This is a genomic window from Candidatus Pantoea gossypiicola (assembly GCF_008632075.1).
Lineage (GTDB): Bacteria > Pseudomonadota > Gammaproteobacteria > Enterobacterales > Enterobacteriaceae > Pantoea > Pantoea gossypiicola.
The window spans coordinates 228,709-247,079 of the sequence record NZ_VWVM01000002.1 but is presented as its reverse complement, the minus strand read 5'-3'; the positions used below and the strand labels follow the sequence as shown (position 1 = coordinate 247,079).

The 18,371-nt window shown below is 58.0% G+C and carries 16 protein-coding genes; 12 read left to right on the top strand and 4 right to left on the bottom strand.

The annotated features are described in order from the left end of the window. The first annotated feature begins 102 nt into the window (after positions 1 to 102). From F3I20_RS03470 to F3I20_RS03435, 8 genes are all read left to right on the top strand, one after another. Positions 103 to 1,044: a D-ribose ABC transporter substrate-binding protein gene (locus tag F3I20_RS03470; protein ID WP_150038174.1), complete on the top strand. Its 942-nt coding sequence runs from the start codon at positions 103 to 105 to the stop codon at positions 1,042 to 1,044. Positions 1,045 to 1,046: 2 nt separating this feature from the next. Beyond that, the gene (locus F3I20_RS03465; RefSeq protein ID WP_150038173.1) at positions 1,047 to 1,646 is read left to right on the top strand and encodes a DUF2291 family protein; all 600 of its coding nucleotides are present in this window, start codon (positions 1,047 to 1,049) and stop codon (positions 1,644 to 1,646) included. Beyond that, positions 1,646 to 3,160 carry a sugar ABC transporter ATP-binding protein gene (locus F3I20_RS03460; protein WP_150009605.1) on the top strand — a complete coding sequence of 505 codons (1,515 nt, stop codon included), beginning with the start codon at positions 1,646 to 1,648 and terminating at the stop codon, positions 3,158 to 3,160. The genes F3I20_RS03465 and F3I20_RS03460 overlap by 1 nt, the downstream gene beginning before the upstream one ends. A 2-nt stretch (positions 3,161 to 3,162) precedes the next feature. Further along, a complete protein-coding gene (locus F3I20_RS03455; RefSeq protein ID WP_150009603.1) occupies positions 3,163 to 4,269 on the top strand; it encodes an ABC transporter permease in 1,107 nt (368 codons plus the stop codon). 183 nt (positions 4,270 to 4,452) lie between these two features. Next, complete coding sequence (locus tag F3I20_RS03450) at positions 4,453 to 5,283, top strand: transketolase (RefSeq protein WP_150009601.1); 831 nt, start codon at positions 4,453 to 4,455, stop codon at positions 5,281 to 5,283. Next, the gene (locus F3I20_RS03445; RefSeq protein ID WP_150038172.1) at positions 5,276 to 6,220 is read left to right on the top strand and encodes a transketolase family protein; all 945 of its coding nucleotides are present in this window, start codon (positions 5,276 to 5,278) and stop codon (positions 6,218 to 6,220) included. Before F3I20_RS03450 ends, F3I20_RS03445 begins: the two co-directional genes overlap by 8 nt. A gap of 2 nt (positions 6,221 to 6,222) precedes the next feature. Continuing rightward, the gene (locus tag F3I20_RS03440) at positions 6,223 to 7,710 is read left to right on the top strand and encodes an FGGY family carbohydrate kinase (protein WP_150038171.1); all 1,488 of its coding nucleotides are present in this window, start codon (positions 6,223 to 6,225) and stop codon (positions 7,708 to 7,710) included. A gap of 20 nt (positions 7,711 to 7,730) precedes the next feature. Then, on the top strand, positions 7,731 to 9,149 hold the full coding sequence (locus F3I20_RS03435; protein ID WP_150009595.1) for an L-fucose/L-arabinose isomerase family protein: 1,419 nt from the start codon (positions 7,731 to 7,733) through the stop codon (positions 9,147 to 9,149). 119 nt (positions 9,150 to 9,268) lie between these two features. Here F3I20_RS03435 and F3I20_RS03430 read toward each other — a convergent pair whose 3' ends face one another. Both F3I20_RS03430 and F3I20_RS03425 read right to left on the bottom strand, forming a co-directional pair. Beyond that, positions 9,269 to 10,399 (bottom strand): mechanosensitive ion channel family protein, encoded by a 1,131-nt coding sequence (locus tag F3I20_RS03430; protein WP_150009593.1) that lies wholly within the window; start codon positions 10,397 to 10,399, stop codon positions 9,269 to 9,271. Between the two features lie 96 nt (positions 10,400 to 10,495). After that, positions 10,496 to 11,230 carry a flagellar brake protein gene (locus F3I20_RS03425; protein WP_150009591.1) on the bottom strand — a complete coding sequence of 245 codons (735 nt, stop codon included), beginning with the start codon at positions 11,228 to 11,230 and terminating at the stop codon, positions 10,496 to 10,498. Positions 11,231 to 11,439: 209 nt separating this feature from the next. Here F3I20_RS03425 and F3I20_RS03420 point away from each other — a divergent pair, with 209 nt between their 5' ends. Continuing rightward, positions 11,440 to 11,688 (top strand): GlsB/YeaQ/YmgE family stress response membrane protein, encoded by a 249-nt coding sequence (locus F3I20_RS03420; protein WP_013357556.1) that lies wholly within the window; start codon positions 11,440 to 11,442, stop codon positions 11,686 to 11,688. Between the two features lie 65 nt (positions 11,689 to 11,753). Here the strand turns inward: F3I20_RS03420 and F3I20_RS03415 are convergent, their stop codons facing one another. Beyond that, positions 11,754 to 13,853 carry a TonB-dependent siderophore receptor gene (locus F3I20_RS03415; RefSeq protein ID WP_150009589.1) on the bottom strand — a complete coding sequence of 700 codons (2,100 nt, stop codon included), beginning with the start codon at positions 13,851 to 13,853 and terminating at the stop codon, positions 11,754 to 11,756. Between the two features lie 191 nt (positions 13,854 to 14,044). Then, positions 14,045 to 15,730 carry an alpha,alpha-trehalase TreA gene (gene treA, locus F3I20_RS03410; RefSeq protein ID WP_150038169.1) on the bottom strand — a complete coding sequence of 562 codons (1,686 nt, stop codon included), beginning with the start codon at positions 15,728 to 15,730 and terminating at the stop codon, positions 14,045 to 14,047. Positions 15,731 to 15,939: 209 nt separating this feature from the next. Between treA and ghrA the strand changes: the two genes are divergently transcribed. The 3 genes from ghrA to F3I20_RS03395 are packed head-to-tail and all read left to right on the top strand — an operon-like array spanning position 15,940 to position 18,253. Beyond that, a complete protein-coding gene (ghrA, locus tag F3I20_RS03405; RefSeq protein WP_150009585.1) occupies positions 15,940 to 16,881 on the top strand; it encodes a glyoxylate/hydroxypyruvate reductase GhrA in 942 nt (313 codons plus the stop codon). Between the two features lie 39 nt (positions 16,882 to 16,920). Further along, positions 16,921 to 17,658, top strand: a complete 738-nt coding sequence (locus tag F3I20_RS03400) for a phosphatase (protein ID WP_150009583.1) — start codon at positions 16,921 to 16,923, stop codon at positions 17,656 to 17,658. Positions 17,659 to 17,686: 28 nt separating this feature from the next. Next, entirely contained in the window at positions 17,687 to 18,253 is a 567-nt protein-coding gene (locus tag F3I20_RS03395; protein WP_150009581.1) for a TorD/DmsD family molecular chaperone, read from the top strand. Positions 18,254 to 18,371 lie beyond the last annotated feature (118 nt).

Here is an 18,371-nt window from a genome sequence, read left to right as displayed (position 1 = left end):
TCGCTTTTTAACGATCGCGCATTGGACGGCGCGTCAGCGCAGGCGCATAGTCATTATGCATATAAAATCGCATGTGAATATATATTCAAGCGGAGAAAAATAATGACTCGTCCTCTGATTAAACTGACCCTGCTGGCTTCGATGTTCGCTTTTTCTGCTACGGCGCTGGCGGCAGAGCAAGGCCTGCTGGCGATTATTACCCCATCCCATGACAACCCGTTTTTCAAAGCCGAGGCAGAAGGCGCATCAGCCAAAGCTAAAGAGCTGGGTTACGCCACGCTGGTGGCGTCGCACGACGATGACGTTAACAAGCAAAACCAGCTGATTGAGACCGCGATTGCGCGCAAAGCGAAAGCGATCATTCTGGATAACGCCGGCGCGGATGCCACCGTCGGGCCGGTGCAGAAAGCCAAAGATGCCGGTATCCCGACCTTTCTGATTGACCGTGAGATCAACAAAACCGGTATCGCCGTGGCGCAGATTGTCTCCAATAACTATCAGGGTGCGCAGCTGGGTGCAGAGAAATTTGCAAAGTTGCTGGGCGGCAAAGGCGAGTACGTTGAACTGCTGGGCAAGGAGTCTGACACCAACGCGGGCGTGCGGTCGCAGGGCTATCACGACGTGCTGGATGACTACACCGACCTGAAAATGGTGGCGCAGCAGAGCGCTAACTGGAGCCAGACCGAAGCCTTCAGCCGCATGGAAACTCTGCTGCAGAAACACCCCAACATCGTTGGTGTGATCTCCGGTAACGACACCATGGCGCTGGGCGCGGAAGCCGCGCTGAAAGCCGCCGGGAAAACCTCGGTGATCGTGGTGGGCTTTGACGGCAGCGACTACACCCGCGATTCGATCCTCAACAAAGGCAACATCAAAGCGACGGTACTGCAGCCGGGCTGGGATCAGGCGCAGATGGCGGTCACGCAGGCGGACTACTACCTGAAAAATGGCAAAGCGCAGAAACAGGAGAAGCAGCTGATGGACTGTGTGCTGATTGACGACAGCAACGCCGCTAAGCTGAAAAACTTCAACCTGGCGAAATAACCATGAAACGGATACTGGCGTTATCGATCGGTATGGCGCTGCTCAGCGCCTGCACCGTGGTGGATCTGGATGCGGACGGTAACCCGATTCTGCCGAAAGATCCGCACGCGAAGCCCAGCTATACCACCCGGACGCCACAGCAGATTGCGGAGGAGACCTGGCAGCCGCGGGTAATGACCACCGCGAACAGCCACGCGCTGAGCTGGGCCGACATGGAGGCGAAAAGTCAGACGGTTAAACCCGGCGGGCGTGAAAGCGTCTTCGTACGGGCCAGCGGGACGGCCAGCGCCTTTGATGAGAGTAACCCGCGTGAACGCACGCTAACGCTGACGATCAACGGTAAACCGGTGGCAGTCAGCGTCGGGCCGGTGCTGCGCAGCAACGCTATTCGCGACGCCGCCGGGTTCCGTTTCGAGGAGTTTACGAATCAGGTGCAGTACGCCCAACTGACGCGGGCGCTGAACCGTCACGCAGTGAAGCAACTGCCGCCGCTGGATGCCAGCTGGGTCAACCAGTCGGTGCAGGCGCTGCTGGCGGTGAGCATCGGTCACGACAGCGTTGAAGAGGTGGTGGCGGTTGAGCTGAAGCGGGGGACACCCTGATGCACGATGAGATCATTCTGCGGGCCGAGCAGATATCAATGCTGTTTCCCGGCACGCTGGCGCTGGATCGCGTCGACTACCGGGTCTGGCGCGGCAAAGTTAACGTCATCATCGGTGAAAACGGGGCGGGAAAATCAACCCTGATGAAGATTCTGGCCGGGGTACAGCAGCCCACCGCCGGTTCGCTGTTCCTGAATGGCGAGCCGCTGACGCTGAGCAGCCCCCGTGACGCTGCCCGGCACGGTATCGGCATGGTGCATCAGGAGCTGAATCTGTTTGAAAACCTCACGGTGGCGGAGAATCTGTTTCTGGGCCGGGAGATCCAGCGCGGCCTGTCACCCATCAATGAGGCGGAGCAGGCACGCCGCACCGCCGCACTGATGGCACGACTCGACCAGCCGATTTCGCCCACTGAGCGGGTCGGCAATCTCAAAGTGGGTCAGCAGCAGCTGGTGGAGATCGCCAAAGCGCTGGCGGAAGATGCAGACATTCTGATCCTCGACGAGCCGACCTCCGCGCTGAGCAAAACCGAAGTGGAGATCCTGTTCCGGGTGATCCGCGACCTGACGCAACAGGGCGTGACCCTCATCTATATCTCCCACCGGCTGGAGGAGCTGATGGCAATTGGTGACGTGATTACCATTCTGCGTGACGGACGTTTCCAGGCGGAAGCACCGGTCAGCACCATTGATGTGCCGTGGATCGTGCGCGAGATGCTGGGCAGTGAACCGGTCACGACCTTTTTGCCGGATCGGCGTGAGTCTGGCGCGCCGGTGCTGGAGGCAGAGCATATTACCTGCGTCAGCCCCAACGGCAATACGCTGGTGGATGACGTTAGTTTTCAGGTGCGGGCTGGGGAAATTGTCGGGATCTACGGCCTGATGGGCGCGGGTCGCACTGAACTGTTTGAGTGTCTGCTCGGCAGCCAGCGCCACTATCTCGGCAGGCTGTGGCTTGACAGTAAACCGCTGCCAACCCGTCTGCCGACCGCCGATCGCATCCGCATGGGCATGAGCCTGGTGCCGGAAGATCGCAAACGCGCCGGGATTTTTCCGGTCTCCTCGGTCGCCAGTAATCTCACCATCGCCAGCCTGTGGCGGCGGCTGTCGCACCGTTTTGCCATTGCGCATCAGGCGGAGCAGCAGGCAGTGAACCAGACGGTGGGCAAACTGGCGATCAAAATCTCTTCGCCTGATGTCGCCATCAGTGCACTCAGCGGCGGCAACCAGCAGAAAGTGGTGATTGGCCGTGCGCTGCTGACCAACCCACGTCTGCTGCTGCTGGACGAGCCGAGCCGCGGCATTGACGTCGGGGCTAAAGCCGAGGTGTTTCGTACCATGGTGGCGCTGTCACAGCAGGGCATAGCCGTGCTGTTCTCCACCTCAGACCTGAAAGAGATTATGGCGGTAGCCGATCGCATCCTGGTGATGTCGGGCGGCAAACTTACGGCTGATCTTCCCCGCGACCAGGCGGAAGAGGCAGCGCTGGTGAAAGCAAGTGCGCAGGGGTTCTGAGCATGAAAAGCAATAACAGCGTCGCGCTGAACACACTCCCGGCTAAAGCGTTCAGTTCACGCGAAAGCATTCTGCTGCTGCTTCTGAAACTGCGCACCTTTATTGCGCTGATTCTGATTGTCGGCTTCTTCGCCATCACCGTGCCGGACTTTCTCGCTACCGGCAGCCTGGTGATCATGGTGAAACATATCGCCATCAACGCCTTTCTGGCGCTGGGCATCACCTTTGTCATTATCACCGCAGGCATTGACCTGTCGATTGGGGCCACCTTAGGGCTGTGCGGCATGATCGCCGGCTGGCTGATCACTAAAGGGATTGTGCTGCCGATGTTTGGCATCGCTATCTTTCCCAGCGTCTGGGTCATTGTGCCGGTGGTGCTGTTGGTCGGCGCGCTGATTGGCGCGGGCAACGGCTGGATCATTACCCGTTACAACGTGGCCCCCTTTATCTGCACCCTCGGCACCATGTACATCCTGCGCGGCGCGGCAATGCTCACCTCCGGCGGCGAGACCTTTCCCGGTTTGCAGGGGAATCCGCTACTGGGCAATACCGGTTTCGACAGGATTGGTGCGGGGACGTTTCTCGGGCTGCCGTATGCCATCTGGATGATGGTGCTGCTGGCGATGGTCATCGCCTATATCGCCCGTCGTCTGCCGTTTGGCCGTCAGGTCTATGCCATCGGCGACAACGAGCGTGCCGCTGAACTTTCGGGGGTGAAAACCCGGCAGGTGAAAATTCTGGTCTACACGCTGTCGGGCTTCTGCGCAGCCATTGCCGGCATTGTGGTCTCATCGCAACTGGTCGCCAGCCATCCGGCGAACGGCACCGCGTTTGAGATGAACGCGATTGCCGCCGTGGTGCTGGGCGGCACCTCGCTGGCGGGCGGACGCGGCACCATTGTCGGCACGTTGATTGGGGCGTTCGTCATCGGCTTTCTGGCAGATGGCCTGATCATGATGGGCGTCAGCGAATTCTGGCAGATGGTTATTAAGGGCATTGTCATCATCATCGCGGTCATTATCGATCAGACGCAGAGCCGGATGCAGCAGAAGGCGGCGGTGGTGGCACAGAAAGCATTAATCGAGGAGGGCTCACCGGCAAAATCCTGAACGCGCTGAGCCAGGCAGGCGGGACTGCTGCATGTTTCTGCTCACGGGGATGGCCTGCCCGGATTAACGGGCAGAGGGGCAGACAAAGGGGAGTGCCAGTGTAAGGCACACCTTTTCTGGCAGAAATTTTTTTAACCGATTTGAATATATATTCATAACCGACTTAAAATTCAGAGGTAGTGTATGAATCCTTTCAATCTTCCTGTCGAAGACCTTGAGCGTCGGGCACGTGCTATCCGTCGTCGCATCATCCAGCTAAATGCAGGTAGCCCGGCAGGCGGTCATACCGGTGCCGATCTGTCGCAGGTGGAGATCCTCACCGCGCTTTACTTCCGCATTCTGAACTGCGCCCCGGATCGTACTGACGACGATCAGCGTGACATCTATATCCAGTCCAAAGGGCACGCGGTGGGCGGCTATTACTGCGTGCTGGCGGAAGCGGGCTACTTTCCAGCCGACTGGCTGGCAACGTATCAGCATGCCGACTCACATCTGCCCGGCCATCCGGTGCGGCAAAAAACGCCTGGCGTTGAACTGAATACCGGCGCGCTGGGACACGGCCTGCCGGTGGCGGTGGGCATCGCTATCGCAGCGAAAAAAGATAACAGTTCGCGTCGCATCTTTGTGGTGACTGGTGATGGTGAGCTGGCCGAAGGCAGCAACTGGGAGGCGGCACTGGTCGCGGCGCATTACGGCCTCGACAACCTGATCATCATTAATGACAAGAACAAGCTGCAACTGGCCGGCGCGACCCGCGACATCATGAACACCGATCCGCTGCCGGAAAAATGGCGCGCTTTTGGCCTCGAGGTCACCGAGTGCAACGGCAATGAGATGGCGGCGGTCGTCGACACTATTGAAAACCTGCCAAAGAACGGCAAGCCGCAGGTGATCGTGGCACATACCGAAAAGGGATTTGGTATCTCCTTTATTCAGAGCAAAGCCGAATGGCATCACCGGGTGCCGAAAGGCGAAGAGATCGCGCTGGCACTGGAGGAACTGAAAGATGAGTAATGCACAACATTTAGCAAGCGTCATGGTGACGGCTTTCATTGACGCGGTGAATCGCGGCGTGGATCTGGTGCCGGTGGTAGCTGACTCCACCTCTACCGCCAAAATCGCCCCCTTCATCAAAGCGTTTCCCGACCGGCTGATCAACGTCGGCATCGCCGAGCAGACGCTGGTGGGCACAGCGGCCGGGCTGGCGCTGGGCGGCAAAGTTGCGGTGACCTGTAACGCCGCGCCGTTTCTGGTATCACGCGCCAATGAGCAGGTGAAAGTTGACGTCTGTTACAACAACACCAACGTCAAACTGTTCGGGCTGAATGCCGGGGCCAGCTATGGCCCGTTAGCCAGCACCCACCACAGCATTGATGATATCGCGGTGATGCGCGGTTTCGGCAATATCGAGATCTATGCGCCTTCCTGCCCGCTGGAGTGCCGCCAGATCATCGACTACGCCCTTGAGCATGTCGGCCCGGTCTATATCCGTCTGGATGGCAAAGATCTGCCGCAGCTGCACGACGAAAACTACCGGTTCAGGCCGGGTGCGATCGACCTGTTGCGGGAAGGCAGCGACATCGCGTTGGTGGCCATGGGCTCAACGGTTCACGAGGTGGTTCACGCCGCTGAGCAACTGGCTGAACAGGGCATTTCAGCCGGTGTGATCGCGGTTCCATCGATTCGTCCCTGTGATACCCAACAGTTGAGTAACCTGTTAAATCACTACCCAGCGGTGATTACCGTAGAAGAGCACAACGTCAATGGTGGTGTCGGCAGCCTGGTGGCCGAAGTGCTGGCGGAAGGCGGCTGCGGCATCCCGCTGTTACGGCTCGGCATTCCGGATGGCGAATATGCGATTGCCGGCGATCGCGCCTCGACCCGCGCCCGTCATGGCATTGATGCCAGCAGCGTAGTTAACAGTGCAGCACGCATCTGCGCAGGAGCATAAACATGGTGGGACCCCTGATTCTGGCGATCGACGAAGGCACCACCAACGCCAAGGCGATTGCGGTGGATCGCAGTGGCCGCGTCGTGGCGCGCGGCAGCCAGAGTTTAACCCTGCAACATCCTCAGCCCGGACTGGCGGAGCAGGACCCTATGGCAATCTGGCAGGCGGTAAAGCAGGCAATCATCCAGTGTCTGTCAGCCTGTGTTGGCGCGCCTGTCGCGGCCGTGGCGATCAGCAATCAGCGCGAGTCGGTGCTGATCTGGCAGCGGTGTGATGGTCAGCCTCTGACACCACTGGTGAGCTGGCAGGATCGCCGCTCTGAATCATTCTGTCGCGATCTGCATCAGGCGGGCAAAGCGCCACGTATCACCGGCTTAACCGGGCTGGCCGTTGATCCGATGTTTCCGGCCGCCAAGCTGACCGGGATGCTGGCCGCCATTCCCGACGGCGCAGCGCGGGCCGCAGCCGGTGAGCTTTGCATCGGCACCGTCGATAGCTGGCTCAGCTGGCAGCTCAGCGCAGGCGAGATATTCGTTACCGATCACGCCAACGCCGCCCGTACTCAACTTTACAGCCTGCATCTCAATGACTGGGACGACGAGCTGCTGACGCTGTTTCAGCTACCGCGCGCCGCACTGCCGCGTATTACCTCTTCCGCCAGCCAACAGGGCGTGGTCGCGGTACGTGACATTCCCGGCTTAGCGCCCGGCACGCCCATTCTGGCACGCATCGGTGACTCCCATGCTGCGCTGCAGGCGCAGCGGCGCGGCGAGTCAGAAGTGGTGAAAGCCACCTACGGCACCGGCTCTTCACTGATGATGTCGATGGCGACGCCGCTGCTGACGGAAAATGGCCTCAGCACCACCGTGGCCTGGCACGACGGCACGCTGCGTTATGCCTTTGAAGGCAATATCACCCACACCGGTTCCGGTGCTGCCTGGCTGGGCAAACTGCTCGGCGTGCAGGATCCGCGCGCGCTGACCGACATGGCGCAGCGCTGCGACGACAATCAGGGCATCTATTTTGTCCCGGCGCTCTCCGGCCTGGGCGCGCCCTGGTGGGATCTGCAGGCGCGCGGCATGGTGTGCGGACTGACGGACGCCGCCACGCCCGACGTACTGGCACGGGTCGCGCTGGAGTCGATCGTCTGGCAAATCGCCGACGTCTTTTTTGCAATGGAGCAGGCCAGCGGCCAGCAGCTCCCGGCACTCTGTGTGGATGGCAGCGCCACGGAAAACAGCTGGCTGATGCAGCTACAGGCGGATGTGTTACAGCGGCCGCTGCAGCGGGTGCCGACCGCCGAGGTCTCCGCGCTGGGTGCGGCGCTGCTGGCGGGCAAAGTACTGGGATGGTGGCAGCAGGGCAGTGATATGCAGGCGCTGCAGGGCGGCAGCGTCATCATGCCGCGTGAAGAGCACGCGCGGCGTATGCAGGAAAACTATAAAGGCTGGATTGACGCTGTTGCACGCTGTCGTTATCAGCCACATTAATCCTTAACCGGAGCAGAGCCATGTCAACACTTCCTCAGCAGTTAACCTTCGGTGTCATTATTGGCAACCGGGGTTTTTTCCCCAGCTATCTGGTGGGCGAGGCGCGCCAGCAGGCGGTTACGCTGTTTGAAAAGATGAACATCAATACGGTGATGCTGGATGAAACCCAGACCAATCTGGGTGGCGTCGAGACACGACAGGAGGCCAAAACCTGCGCGGCGCTGTTTCGCCAGCATCGCGAAGCGATTCACGGCATTGTGGTGCTGCTGCCTAACTTTGGTGATGAAAAGGCCATTGCCGAGGCGCTGCGTCTGGCCGGGCTGAATGTGCCGGTGCTGGTGCAGGCGGAAGAGGACAACCTGGATAAAATGGGGCTGGCGACCCGACGCGACAGCTTCTGCGGCAAAATCTCGCTCTGCAACAACCTGCGGCAATATGGCATTCCGTTTACCCTGACCCGCCAGCACGTCTGTGCCCTGAGCGGCGAAGTTTTTCAGCAGGATTTACAGCGCTTCAGCCAGCTCTGCCGGGTAGTGAATGCGATGCGGCGGGTGCGTGTCGGCGCGATTGGTGCGCGGCCCGCCGGATTCAACACCGTGCGCTACAGCGAAAAGCTGCTGGAGAAGATGGGCATCGCGGTAGAAACCCTGGATCTATCGGAGATCTTCACCCGCACCAACAGGCTGCGCGATGACGATATTCGCGTGGCAGAGAAGCGTGAGATCCTGGAAGCCAACGCCGATGCGCGCGGTATTCCGGGCGACAAACTGGTGACCATGGCCAAACTGTTTGTGGTGATCAGCGAGTGGATTAGCGACAACGATATCGACACGACTGCCATTCAGTGCTGGACGTCGCTGCAGGAAAACCTGGGCATCAACGTCTGCTCAATCATGAGTGTGATGTCGGGTCAACTGATGCCAAGCGCCTGTGAAGTGGACGTGATGGGTGCGCTGTCGATGTATGCACTTGCCAGCTGTTCGCTGAGTCCTGCTTCACTGGCGGACTGGAACAACAACTTTGGCGACGAGCGGGACAAATGTGTGCTGTTTCATTGCGGGAATTTTGCCAGCGCCAGTCTGGAGTCACCAACGATGGGCACGGCGGACATTATTGGCACCACCGTGGGCAAAGAGAACACCTGCGGCGCGGTGCATGGCCGGATGAAGCAGGGCGATCTCACCTATTTTCGCCTCTCGACCGACGACTTCAGCGGCGAAATCAAAGCCTATGTGGGCGAAGGGATGTCGGTCACCGATCCGCTGGACACGGTCGGCTGTCGCGCGGTCATTCAGGTGCCGCAGCTGGAGACGCTGCTGGCGTGGATCTGCCGCAATGGCTTTGAGCATCATGTCGCGATGAACCACTCGGCCACGGCCGGTGTGCTGCAGGAAGCATTCAGAGAGTATCTCGGCGTAAGTTGTTACCGGCATCAGTAAACGATGAGAGTGAATCGCAGAGCGTGATTAGAGCGAGGTGGGACAGCCGATGCGATCACGGTTCTTACCGCATCGGCTTCATGGCCCGCCATCCTCAGGAGAGGAGGGCGGGCATGGGCTTAGCGCGCCATTCTGCGCACTTCGCCATCGTCACTTTCCACGGCAACCAGATCCACCGGCGGCAAATTACCCCCGCTGAACTCAACCTGACGGATCGGGAAGGCGAAGCGGATGTTACGCTCTTCCAGCGCCGCCATGAGTTGCAGGTTAATCTCCTGCTGAATATCCATGTACTTGTTGTAATCTGCATCCAGCACAAAATAGACCACTTCAAAAGTCAGCTTTGAATCCTCAAAAGCCAGGAAGTGGGCGCGGTCAAAACGAGTGGTCTCAACGCCCTGGATAATCTCTTTCACCAGCGGGCTGATCTCGCGCACCTGCTCAGAAGGCGTGGCGTAGCTGATGCCAAACTTAAACACGATGCGGCGCTGCTGCATACGCTTATAGTTGTGGATGGTCTGCTGCAACAGAATGGTGTTTGAGCAGACGATCTGCTCACCACTCAGGCTGCGCAGTCGGGTGGTCTTCAGGCCGATATGCTCGATAGAACCGGCTATATCACCAAAGACAATGAAATCGCCATGCTCGAACGGCTTATCGAAGCCTATCGCCAGCGACGCAAACACATCGCTCAGCACGGTCTGAATCGCCAGCGCAATCGCAATCCCGCCGACGCCCAGGCTGGCGACCAGTGCGGTAATGTTGATACCCATATTCGACAGAATGGCCAGAAACATCATGATCCAGACCACGACCCGCAGCAGAATCCCAAGGATTACCGTCGTCACCGGGTTCCGCACGTGCAGCGGATCGCGCAGCAGACTTTTCAGCCAGAGCCGGATGCCGCAGTCGATCCACAGCGCGAGCTGAACGATCAGCGCCAGGAACCAGCCGTGTGCGATGGTCACGCTCCAGGACGCGGGCAGATCCACAAACTTCAGGGCAATCAGCAGTGAAAAGATCAGCAGCAGAGTCTGGCTGGTGCTGCGCAGTATCTCCACCAGAATCGCGGTCACGCGGACATGACGATGTTCGCTGTAAAGCGCAATCCGGTTGGAGATAAAGCGAATCAGGGTACGTAATATCCAGTAAATCACCAGCGTGGAAACGACTACGATGGCGCTGTTGAGCCAGAATTCCTGATTAAAAAAGAGGGAGTGAAAACGACGTGAAGAGAGCCAGTTTTCCATTGGGGAAGATCTCCTTGCTGGTTTCCGGTTTGTAAGAAAACAAGCAAGAAGCATAGCCTGGATGCGGCCCACCTGTGTGGCGCATCCAGAAAGCGGTTACTGGAAGCGGGTTGATTTATCGCGAGCCAGACGCTCAAGGGCAAAAATAATCTGCTGAAGCTGCCGCTCCTGCGCCGGGGTCAGCGTGGCAAAACGAAAGCTCAGTCGGGGAGTAATACGGGTTTCGTTCTTGCGGGTCACCACGCAACGCTCGCCAATATGCAGCAGCTTCACCGGCACTTCAAAAATACCATACTCGCCCAGCTCGACCCGGAACGGATTGAAGCTGTCGCCGTTCTGTAAGCCTTCCGGCAGCGGCTCATCCACCAGCACGCCGATGCCGCCCAGTGACAGATCCTGTAAACGCAGGCGCGTTTTACTGCCATCTGGCCACAGGGTATGACACCAGAACTGCGGCTCCAGCGGCGCGCAGACGCGGAAAAACTCACGTCGCTGAATCTGCCACAGCAGCTCCGGCAACGGTGCGCTGAAGGCGGGCAATCCTTCAAACTCCACCCTTTCCAGTGAAGCGAGGCTGAACTCTACCTTCGCGCCATAGGTTTCAGCGGTAATGCTGAGATCGTCGCTGGTCAGGGCGTATTCGTTATCCAGATTATTACTGCCCAGGTCAAACAGCAGGCGATCTTCATCGGCAGCCAGCATCCGGCTGATAAACTGCCCGCGCGCGAAGCGCACCAGTAGTGGCGTCTGCAGGCGCAGCAGATCTTTCATCACGCCCAGAACCGCCAGCGTGCCACGTTTTAAATATTGTTCCTGGTCGGCTTCTTTCACGTCCTGCTCCGCTAGGGGTTACTGTATTTATGCTTTTTTTTTGCCTCATCCCGGTTATCGGCGCGGCAAAAAAAAGCTTTAGTCGCTGAATTCTTAAAAAATAGTGTGACCCGTGAGGCGTTTTTCAAAAAGCTGACTATACTTATCGCGGTAAACCGCTTGATAAATCAGGCGTTCACGCTTTAATCATAAAAAGGAAGGAGCAACAGATGGGTATTATTTCCTGGATCGTCTTTGGCTTAATCGCGGGTATTCTGGCGAAGTGGATTATGCCGGGTAAAGACGGTGGCGGTTTCATTCTGACTATCGTTCTGGGTATTATCGGTGCCGTAGTGGGTGGCTGGATCAGTACGCTGTTTGGCTTCGGCCGCGTCGATGGGTTTAACTTCGGAAGCTTTGTGGTCGCTGTTATCGGTGCCATCGTAGTGCTGTTCGTATACCGCAAAGTACGCAGTTAACCGTAACGGTTTCAACAGAAAAGGGGACGAAGCGATTCGTCCCCTTTTTTATCTTTTACGTTTAATCAGAAGTCGTAACCGACGGTCGCCATCACGCTGCGTTCTGCACCCCAGTAGCAGTAGCCCGTACCGTAACAGCCCGCCACATAAGTACGATCGGTCAGGTTGTTAGCATTGACCTGAACCCAGGCCCCTTTCAGGCTGCTGTTCCAGACGCCAAGATCGGCCCGCACTGACGCATCAAACAGCGTCACAGACGGCACGCGCGTGGTGTTTTCATTGTCCGCCCACTGTTTGCCGATGTAACGCACGCCTGCGCCTGCACTCAGACCGTAATCAAACTGATAGTGACCCCAGAGCGCTGCCATGCTGTTGGGGGTGACATACGGCGTATGCCCGCTGTTGCCATCCACCGAATCTTTAAAGCGCAGATGATTCAGCGTATAGCTCGCCACGGTGCTCAGACGCGGGGTGAGCTGGTTACGCGCTTCCAGCTCGATACCCTGTGAGTGAACTTTGCCTGAGGGAGTAAAGGTTCCGTCCTTAACGTTGCGGTTCGCCACATCTTTTTGCGTCAGGTCATAGACCGCCACGCTATAGAGATCGCGGGTGCCATTTGGCTGATATTTCACCCCGGCTTCATACTGCTCAGCAGTGGTCGGCTTTAGCAGATTATTGTTGGGATCGGTGAGCGCGGTCGGGGTAATCGCCTGGCTCCAGCTCACGTAAGGCGAGATACCGTTGTCGAACGCATAGAGCAGGGCGGCGCGTCCGCTGATGTGATCATCCTGACGGCGATCGCTGCCGCTGTTTTCGGCGACTATGCGGTCATAACGGCCGGAGAGATCCAGATGCCAGCGGTCCAGCTTCATCTCATCCTGCAGATAGAGGCCGGTCTGGTAGTAACGACGGGTGTTTTCAGCCCAGCTCTGAGAAGGCATTTCGCCCACCTGCTCGCCAGTCAGCGCATTAAGCTGGTTCGCCGCACCGGAAGCCTCACTGATCTCATTTTTATAACGATGATACTCGGCACCTACCGTGACGCGGTGTTCCAGTTCGCCCGTATTAAATTCTGCCTGTAAACGGTTATCGGTGGACCAGGCGGAGAGCGAGGAGCGCTCGCCAGAGTAGTAGCGGTTAAGCAGATCGGGATTCACGCTGTCCCAGCCAATCTGATAGACCTGATCGAGATCGACATTTGAGTGACTGTAGCTGCCGGTTGAGGAGAATGACCAGACGTCGTTAAAGCGATGGGCGAAGTCGAAGCTGTAGATCTGCTCGCGACGCTTGAACTGATCGAGGTCGCTGTTGCCCTCATAAAAGCCATTGCTCAGCTTGTAGCCGTTGTGTTCGGTGAGGCTGCCGTCGCCCGGTACGGAACCGTGGTAACCGCCTGAAGGATCTTTCTGCAGATAGGCTTTCAGGATCAGATGGGTATCTTCATCCGGCTGCCACATCAGCTGCGGCATCAGTGCATATTTCTCTTCACGGGTGTGATCGTATTGCGTATCGCTGTTGCGGGTTACGCCGGTCAGGCGAAATGCCCATTGGTCGTTGATCGCATTGGTGTAGTCAAACATCGTGCCGGTGGTGCCATTGGTACCCGCCTGCAACTGGATATGGCCCTCTTCGCTGAACTGAGGACGTTTGGTCACCATATTCACCAGGCCGCCTGGCACCGTCTGACCATAAAGGGCAGAAGAGGGACCTTTGATCACGTCGATGCGCTCAAGGAAGGCGTTATCCACCTGCAATACGTTGAAACTGCCGCCGTCGCTCATCAGCCGCATGCCGTCGAGGAAGGTGTTATCGACATCGCCGCCGTGGAAGCCGCGCAGCGCAATGGTGTCGTAACGGGTCGCGGCACCGCCAAAGTTGGTGAAGACGCCAGAGCTGTAGCCCAGCGCCTGGTTCAAAGTCAGCGCGCCCTGATCCTGCATCTGCTGGCGGGTGACCACGGATATCGATTGCGGCGTGGTGATCAGCGGACGGTCGCTTTTGGTTGCGCCCTGGCTGGTCGTCGCCAGATAGCCCTGGGTAGGTGAAGTCGAGTCTTCCTGCGGTTGTGCAGTCACCACCATATCGGCAGCGAAACTCAGAGCAGGCGCGGTCAGCGCCAGGGTGCAGAGGCGAATATATCCTCTCAGCGACAGTGACAGTTTCATCGGAGTTCCTTTCATAGCAAAGATTAAGGCAGGTGAGTAAAGTTATTAATAGGTAATCTCATTATCATAATGAGAATTATTACCTTTTGTAAATTGGCTGCAATTTTGCCTGTTGATGTAAGAAGGTCAAGTAAAATTCGCTGAAAAGGCGTGCGGATACCTCCGGCGAGGCCAGAGGTATCCAGAGTGGATCAGTTTTGCGGGGCAGACGCCTGCGGAATATCGTGGGCGCTGTTACAGGTCTTATCTTTCGGGCAGTACTTATCGAGCAGTTTCAGCGTGACGCCGTTGGTCCAGCCAAAGCCGTCCTGCAGCGGATACTCACCGCCGCCGCCGCCACCGAGATTTTTGCCGTCGACGACATATTTCTCCACCAGCTTATGCTCGCGGTCATAGGTTGTCTGGACGTTTTGCAGGAAGCGTAAGCCTACCTCTTTCGCCAGTTTTGGCTGGTTGTAATGCTCCAGGCCTTCCACGGCAACCCACTGCAGCGGTGCCCAGCCATTTGGTGCATCCCACTGCTGGCCGTTGTTCACGGTGGTGGTCACCAGACCGCCGGGCTTCAGCAGCTGCTTTTCAACTGCGCTGGCAGTGCTTTCAGCCTGCTTATCACTGGCGACCTGCAGATAGAGCGGGAACAGCGCGGCAGCCGTCAGCTGCGGATGAACCTGCTTTTTCTGCCAGTCATAGTCGGCATACCAGTTCTGTTTACTGTCCCACAGATAGCGGTTGATCGCCGCCTGGCGCTTCTCCGCACGATCGGCGTACTGCTTCGCCAGATCGCTCTGCTTGTTCATCTGGTAGCCTTTCGACAGGGTCTGCTCCAGATGGAACAGCAGGCTGTTCAGGTCAACCGGTGCAAGCTGAGTGGTACGGATTGTCGACAGGTTGTGCGCGTCGGTAAACCAGCGTGAGCTAAAGTCCCAGCCCGATGCGGCACCGGAACGCAGATCGCGATAAAGTTCAGCTTTATTGCGCTGCGGCGCTTTCTGCGCGGTGGCAATATCATCCATCCAGGATTCGGTGCGTGGTACATCGCGCGCATCCCAGTAGCGGTTGAGCAGGGTGCCATCTGCCAGCTTAATCACCCGCTTGCTGGCTGCACCCGCCGCGACGTTATCGCTGTCGGCCATCCAGTAGTCGTACTCTTTCTGCAGCTGCGGCAGGTAGTGGGTATAAGCTTTGCCGTCATCGTGCGTCGCCAGCAGGTCGACCATCAGGCTGAAGAACGGCGGCTGTGAACGGCTCAGGTAGTAGCTGCGGTTGCCGTTGGGGATATGCCCATAACGGTCGAGGAGTGAGGCGAAGTTATCCGTCATATCCTGGACTTTATCCCAGTGTCCGCTCTCGGCCAGCCCCAGCATGGTGAAGTAGCTGTCCCAGTAATAGACTTCGCGGAAACGCCCGCCCGGCACTACATAGGGCTTAGGCAACGGCAGCAGCGAGTCATACTGACCGGCGCTGTTGGTGGTGTGCGTCAGCACCGGCCACAGGCCATCAATGTGCTCACGCAGGTTTTGTCCGGCGGGCGGCACATATTTGTCGCCCGCAGCGGGCAGGGTAAAGTTAGCGTCAACAAAACGTTTGAGATCGAAATTGCGCTGTTTCTTCTGCATCTGCCAGTCGGCAAGAATCGACGCGGGATCAAATTTCGGCACCGCATCGGCAAAGGTCTTCTGATCGGGATAGAACTTCGCCTGCTGCACGGCATTAAACAGCGGCCCTAAACGAACGTCCGGCGGCTGCGGCTGATTATTCAGCATGCGGCTGTTGTCGTCGGCATGGGCGGTGAAAGCAGGTACGCTCAGCAGCAACGTGAGCAGAAAGGGCGCATAACGCTGACGCCGTGAGTCGGCGTTTACCTCAATTTTTGTCATCGGTTTTTCTCCTTGTCCGAAATGCGGCCGCGCGTAACGCATTGACCACAGGACCAACTTTAGACCTTATCTGCCCACTTCACCCTGAAGCGAGCCGGAAATGTGAAGCCACGGGAATTATTTTTATGGAAAAAACCGCTTTTTCACGCGGGTTTTTTCTTGCTCTCACCTCACTTTTCCCCGACGCTGAAAGAAAAAAGGAGAGCAGGATGGAGATCATCTGGTATCACCCGTCGCAGTCTGCAGCGGCCTGGATTAACGGTTTACAACAGCGTCTGCCACATGCGCGTGTACGTGCCTGGCAACCAGGCGACAACGGACCAGCAGATTATGCGCTGGTCCGCTCACCCCCCGCAGAGATGCTGCAGGGGCGCGCCACACTGCGCGGCGTCTTTGCGCTGGGTGCAGGGGTTGACGAGATTCTGAAACAGCTGCAGCAGCACCCTGAGATGCTGCCCGACAGCGTGCCGCTCTACCGGCTGGAAGATACCGGAATGGCGCGCCAGATGCAGGAGTACGCCGTTCATAGCGTACTGAACTGGTTCCGTCGTTTTGACGACTACCGTCTTCAGCAGCAGCAACAGTGCTGGCAGCCGCTGCCCGCTTACCCGCGTGAAAGCTTCACCGTCGGGATTCTGGGCGCGGGCGTGCTGGGACAGAGCGTGGCGGAGAGCCTGAAACCCTGGGGATTCCCGTTACGTGTCTGGAGCCGCTCACCCAAAGAAATCGACGGCGTGACCAGCTTTGCCGGACGCGATGCGCTACCTGCGTTTTTGCAGGAGACGCGTGTGGTGATCAACCTGCTGCCGAGCACGCACGAGACGATCAATCTCATCGACCAGCACTTTTTAGAGCAGTTGCCGCACGGCGCGTTCTTCCTCAACATCGCACGTGGCGCGCAAGTGGTGGAAGCGGACCTGCTGGCTGCGCTCAATAGCGGGCAGTTGAAAGCGGCCGCGCTGGATGTATTTCAGGTTGAACCGCTGCCCGAAGCGCATCCGCTCTGGTCACATCCGCGCGTCACGATCACGCCTCATAATGCGGCGGTAACCTTGATCGACGAAGCTATCGATTACATCGCCCGCGCCATCACCCAGGATCAGGCAGGCGAGCCGCCGCAGGGCAGAGTTGACCGTCAGCGCGGCTATTAATGAACCGGCCCCGTCAGGGGCATTCAGCAGGAGAAGAGGATGTATCCGGTAGATCTGCATATGCACACCATCGCCAGTACGCATGCTTACAGCACGCTGCACGACTACGTGACCCAGGCGAAACAAACCGGCATGAAGCTGTTTGCCATTACTGACCACGGCCCCGACATGGCTGACGCGCCGCACTACTGGCACTTCATTAACATGCGCGTCTGGCCGCGCGTGATTGATGGCGTGGGGATTCTGCGCGGTATCGAAGCCAACATTAAAAACCAGCAGGGTGAGATCGACTGTTCCGGCCCGATGCTCGATGCGCTGGATTTAATCGTCGCCGGTTTTCACGAGCCGGTTTATGCGCCGCGCGACAGAAAGCATCACACAGACGCGATGATCGCCGCCATGGCGGGTGGACTGGTTCATATCATCAGCCATCCGGGCAACCCGAAATTCCCGGTCGATATCCCGGCGATTGCCGAGGCCGCAGCGCACTATGACGTGGCGCTGGAGCTGAACAACTCCTCCTTTACCCATTCGCGTCCGGGCAGCGAACCTAACTGCCGCGCTATCGCCGCCGCCGTGCGCGATGCCGGGGGACGACTGGCGTTTGGTTCCGATTCCCACACCGCGTTTACGCTGGGCCATTTCGATCACTGCCTGCGGATTGCCCGCGAAGTGGATTTTCCTGAAGATCGGGTGTTAAATGTCACGCCGCGTCGCCTGCTCGACTTTCTGGAAATGCGTAGCGGCAAACCTATTGCTGAACTGGCTGACTTTTAATTTATTTTGCCTCAAGGAAATCTGACTCATGAATGAGTTTTCCATTCTGTGCCGCGTGATCGGCTCACTATTTAATCGTCAGCCGCAGGACCCGCTGCTGGTGCCGCTGTTCACGCTGCTGCGTGAAGGCAAACTGCAGTCGCAGTGGCCGCTGGAGCAGGATGAGCTGTTGACGCGTCTGCAACAGAACAGCGATCCGCAGGCGCTGGCCGCCGATTACAATGCGCTGTTTGTCGGCAGCGACTGTAATGTGCCGCCTTACGCCTCACAGTGGCCGGAAGGCAAAACGGAGCCGGAAGTACGTGCATTCTTAACCTCACGCGGCATGCCGCTGAGCGATGCGCCTGCTGACCATTTTGGCGTGCTGCTGCTGGCCGCATCCTGGCTGGAGGATCAGTCAGCGGAAGATGAGAGCGCAGCGCAGCTGGCCCTGTTTGAAGAGTACCTGCTGCCGTGGTGCGGAACGTTCCTGGGCAAAGTGGAAGCGCATGCAACCACGGCGTTCTATCGCACGCTGGCGATGCTGAGCCGCGAAGCGATTCAGGCGATGTACAACGAACTGCTCGAGAGCAGCGAAGAAGCGCCAGACGCCTGATTCACTACTGCGCCGGGTGTGAACCTGGCGCACATAATTAAATCATCTTAACGGCCGGGATCTTGAGAAAATTCTCCGGATACAGCGTGATTATCCGCTGAAACCTGAATCGCGTTTA

Bases quoted from the DNA above. Each gene is read 5' to 3' on its own strand.
- F3I20_RS03460 (WP_150009605.1), top strand. From the start codon at position 1,646: ATGCACGATGAGATCATTCTGCGGGCCGAGCAGATATCAATGCTGTTT.
- F3I20_RS03465 (WP_150038173.1), top strand. From the start codon at position 1,047: ATGAAACGGATACTGGCGTTATCGATCGGTATGGCGCTGCTCAGCGCC.
- F3I20_RS03445 (WP_150038172.1), top strand. From the start codon at position 5,276: ATGAGTAATGCACAACATTTAGCAAGCGTCATGGTGACGGCTTTCATT.
- F3I20_RS03415 (WP_150009589.1), bottom strand. From the start codon at position 13,853: ATGAAACTGTCACTGTCGCTGAGAGGATATATTCGCCTCTGCACCCTG.
- ghrA (WP_150009585.1), top strand. From the start codon at position 15,940: ATGGAGATCATCTGGTATCACCCGTCGCAGTCTGCAGCGGCCTGGATT.
- F3I20_RS03395 (WP_150009581.1), top strand. From the start codon at position 17,687: ATGAATGAGTTTTCCATTCTGTGCCGCGTGATCGGCTCACTATTTAAT.
- F3I20_RS03400 (WP_150009583.1), top strand. From the start codon at position 16,921: ATGTATCCGGTAGATCTGCATATGCACACCATCGCCAGTACGCATGCT.
- treA (WP_150038169.1), bottom strand. From the start codon at position 15,730: ATGACAAAAATTGAGGTAAACGCCGACTCACGGCGTCAGCGTTATGCG.
- F3I20_RS03440 (WP_150038171.1), top strand. From the start codon at position 6,223: ATGGTGGGACCCCTGATTCTGGCGATCGACGAAGGCACCACCAACGCC.
- F3I20_RS03435 (WP_150009595.1), top strand. From the start codon at position 7,731: ATGTCAACACTTCCTCAGCAGTTAACCTTCGGTGTCATTATTGGCAAC.
- F3I20_RS03450 (WP_150009601.1), top strand. From the start codon at position 4,453: ATGAATCCTTTCAATCTTCCTGTCGAAGACCTTGAGCGTCGGGCACGT.
- F3I20_RS03420 (WP_013357556.1), top strand. From the start codon at position 11,440: ATGGGTATTATTTCCTGGATCGTCTTTGGCTTAATCGCGGGTATTCTG.
- F3I20_RS03470 (WP_150038174.1), top strand. From the start codon at position 103: ATGACTCGTCCTCTGATTAAACTGACCCTGCTGGCTTCGATGTTCGCT.
- F3I20_RS03455 (WP_150009603.1), top strand. From the start codon at position 3,163: ATGAAAAGCAATAACAGCGTCGCGCTGAACACACTCCCGGCTAAAGCG.
- F3I20_RS03430 (WP_150009593.1), bottom strand. From the start codon at position 10,399: ATGGAAAACTGGCTCTCTTCACGTCGTTTTCACTCCCTCTTTTTTAAT.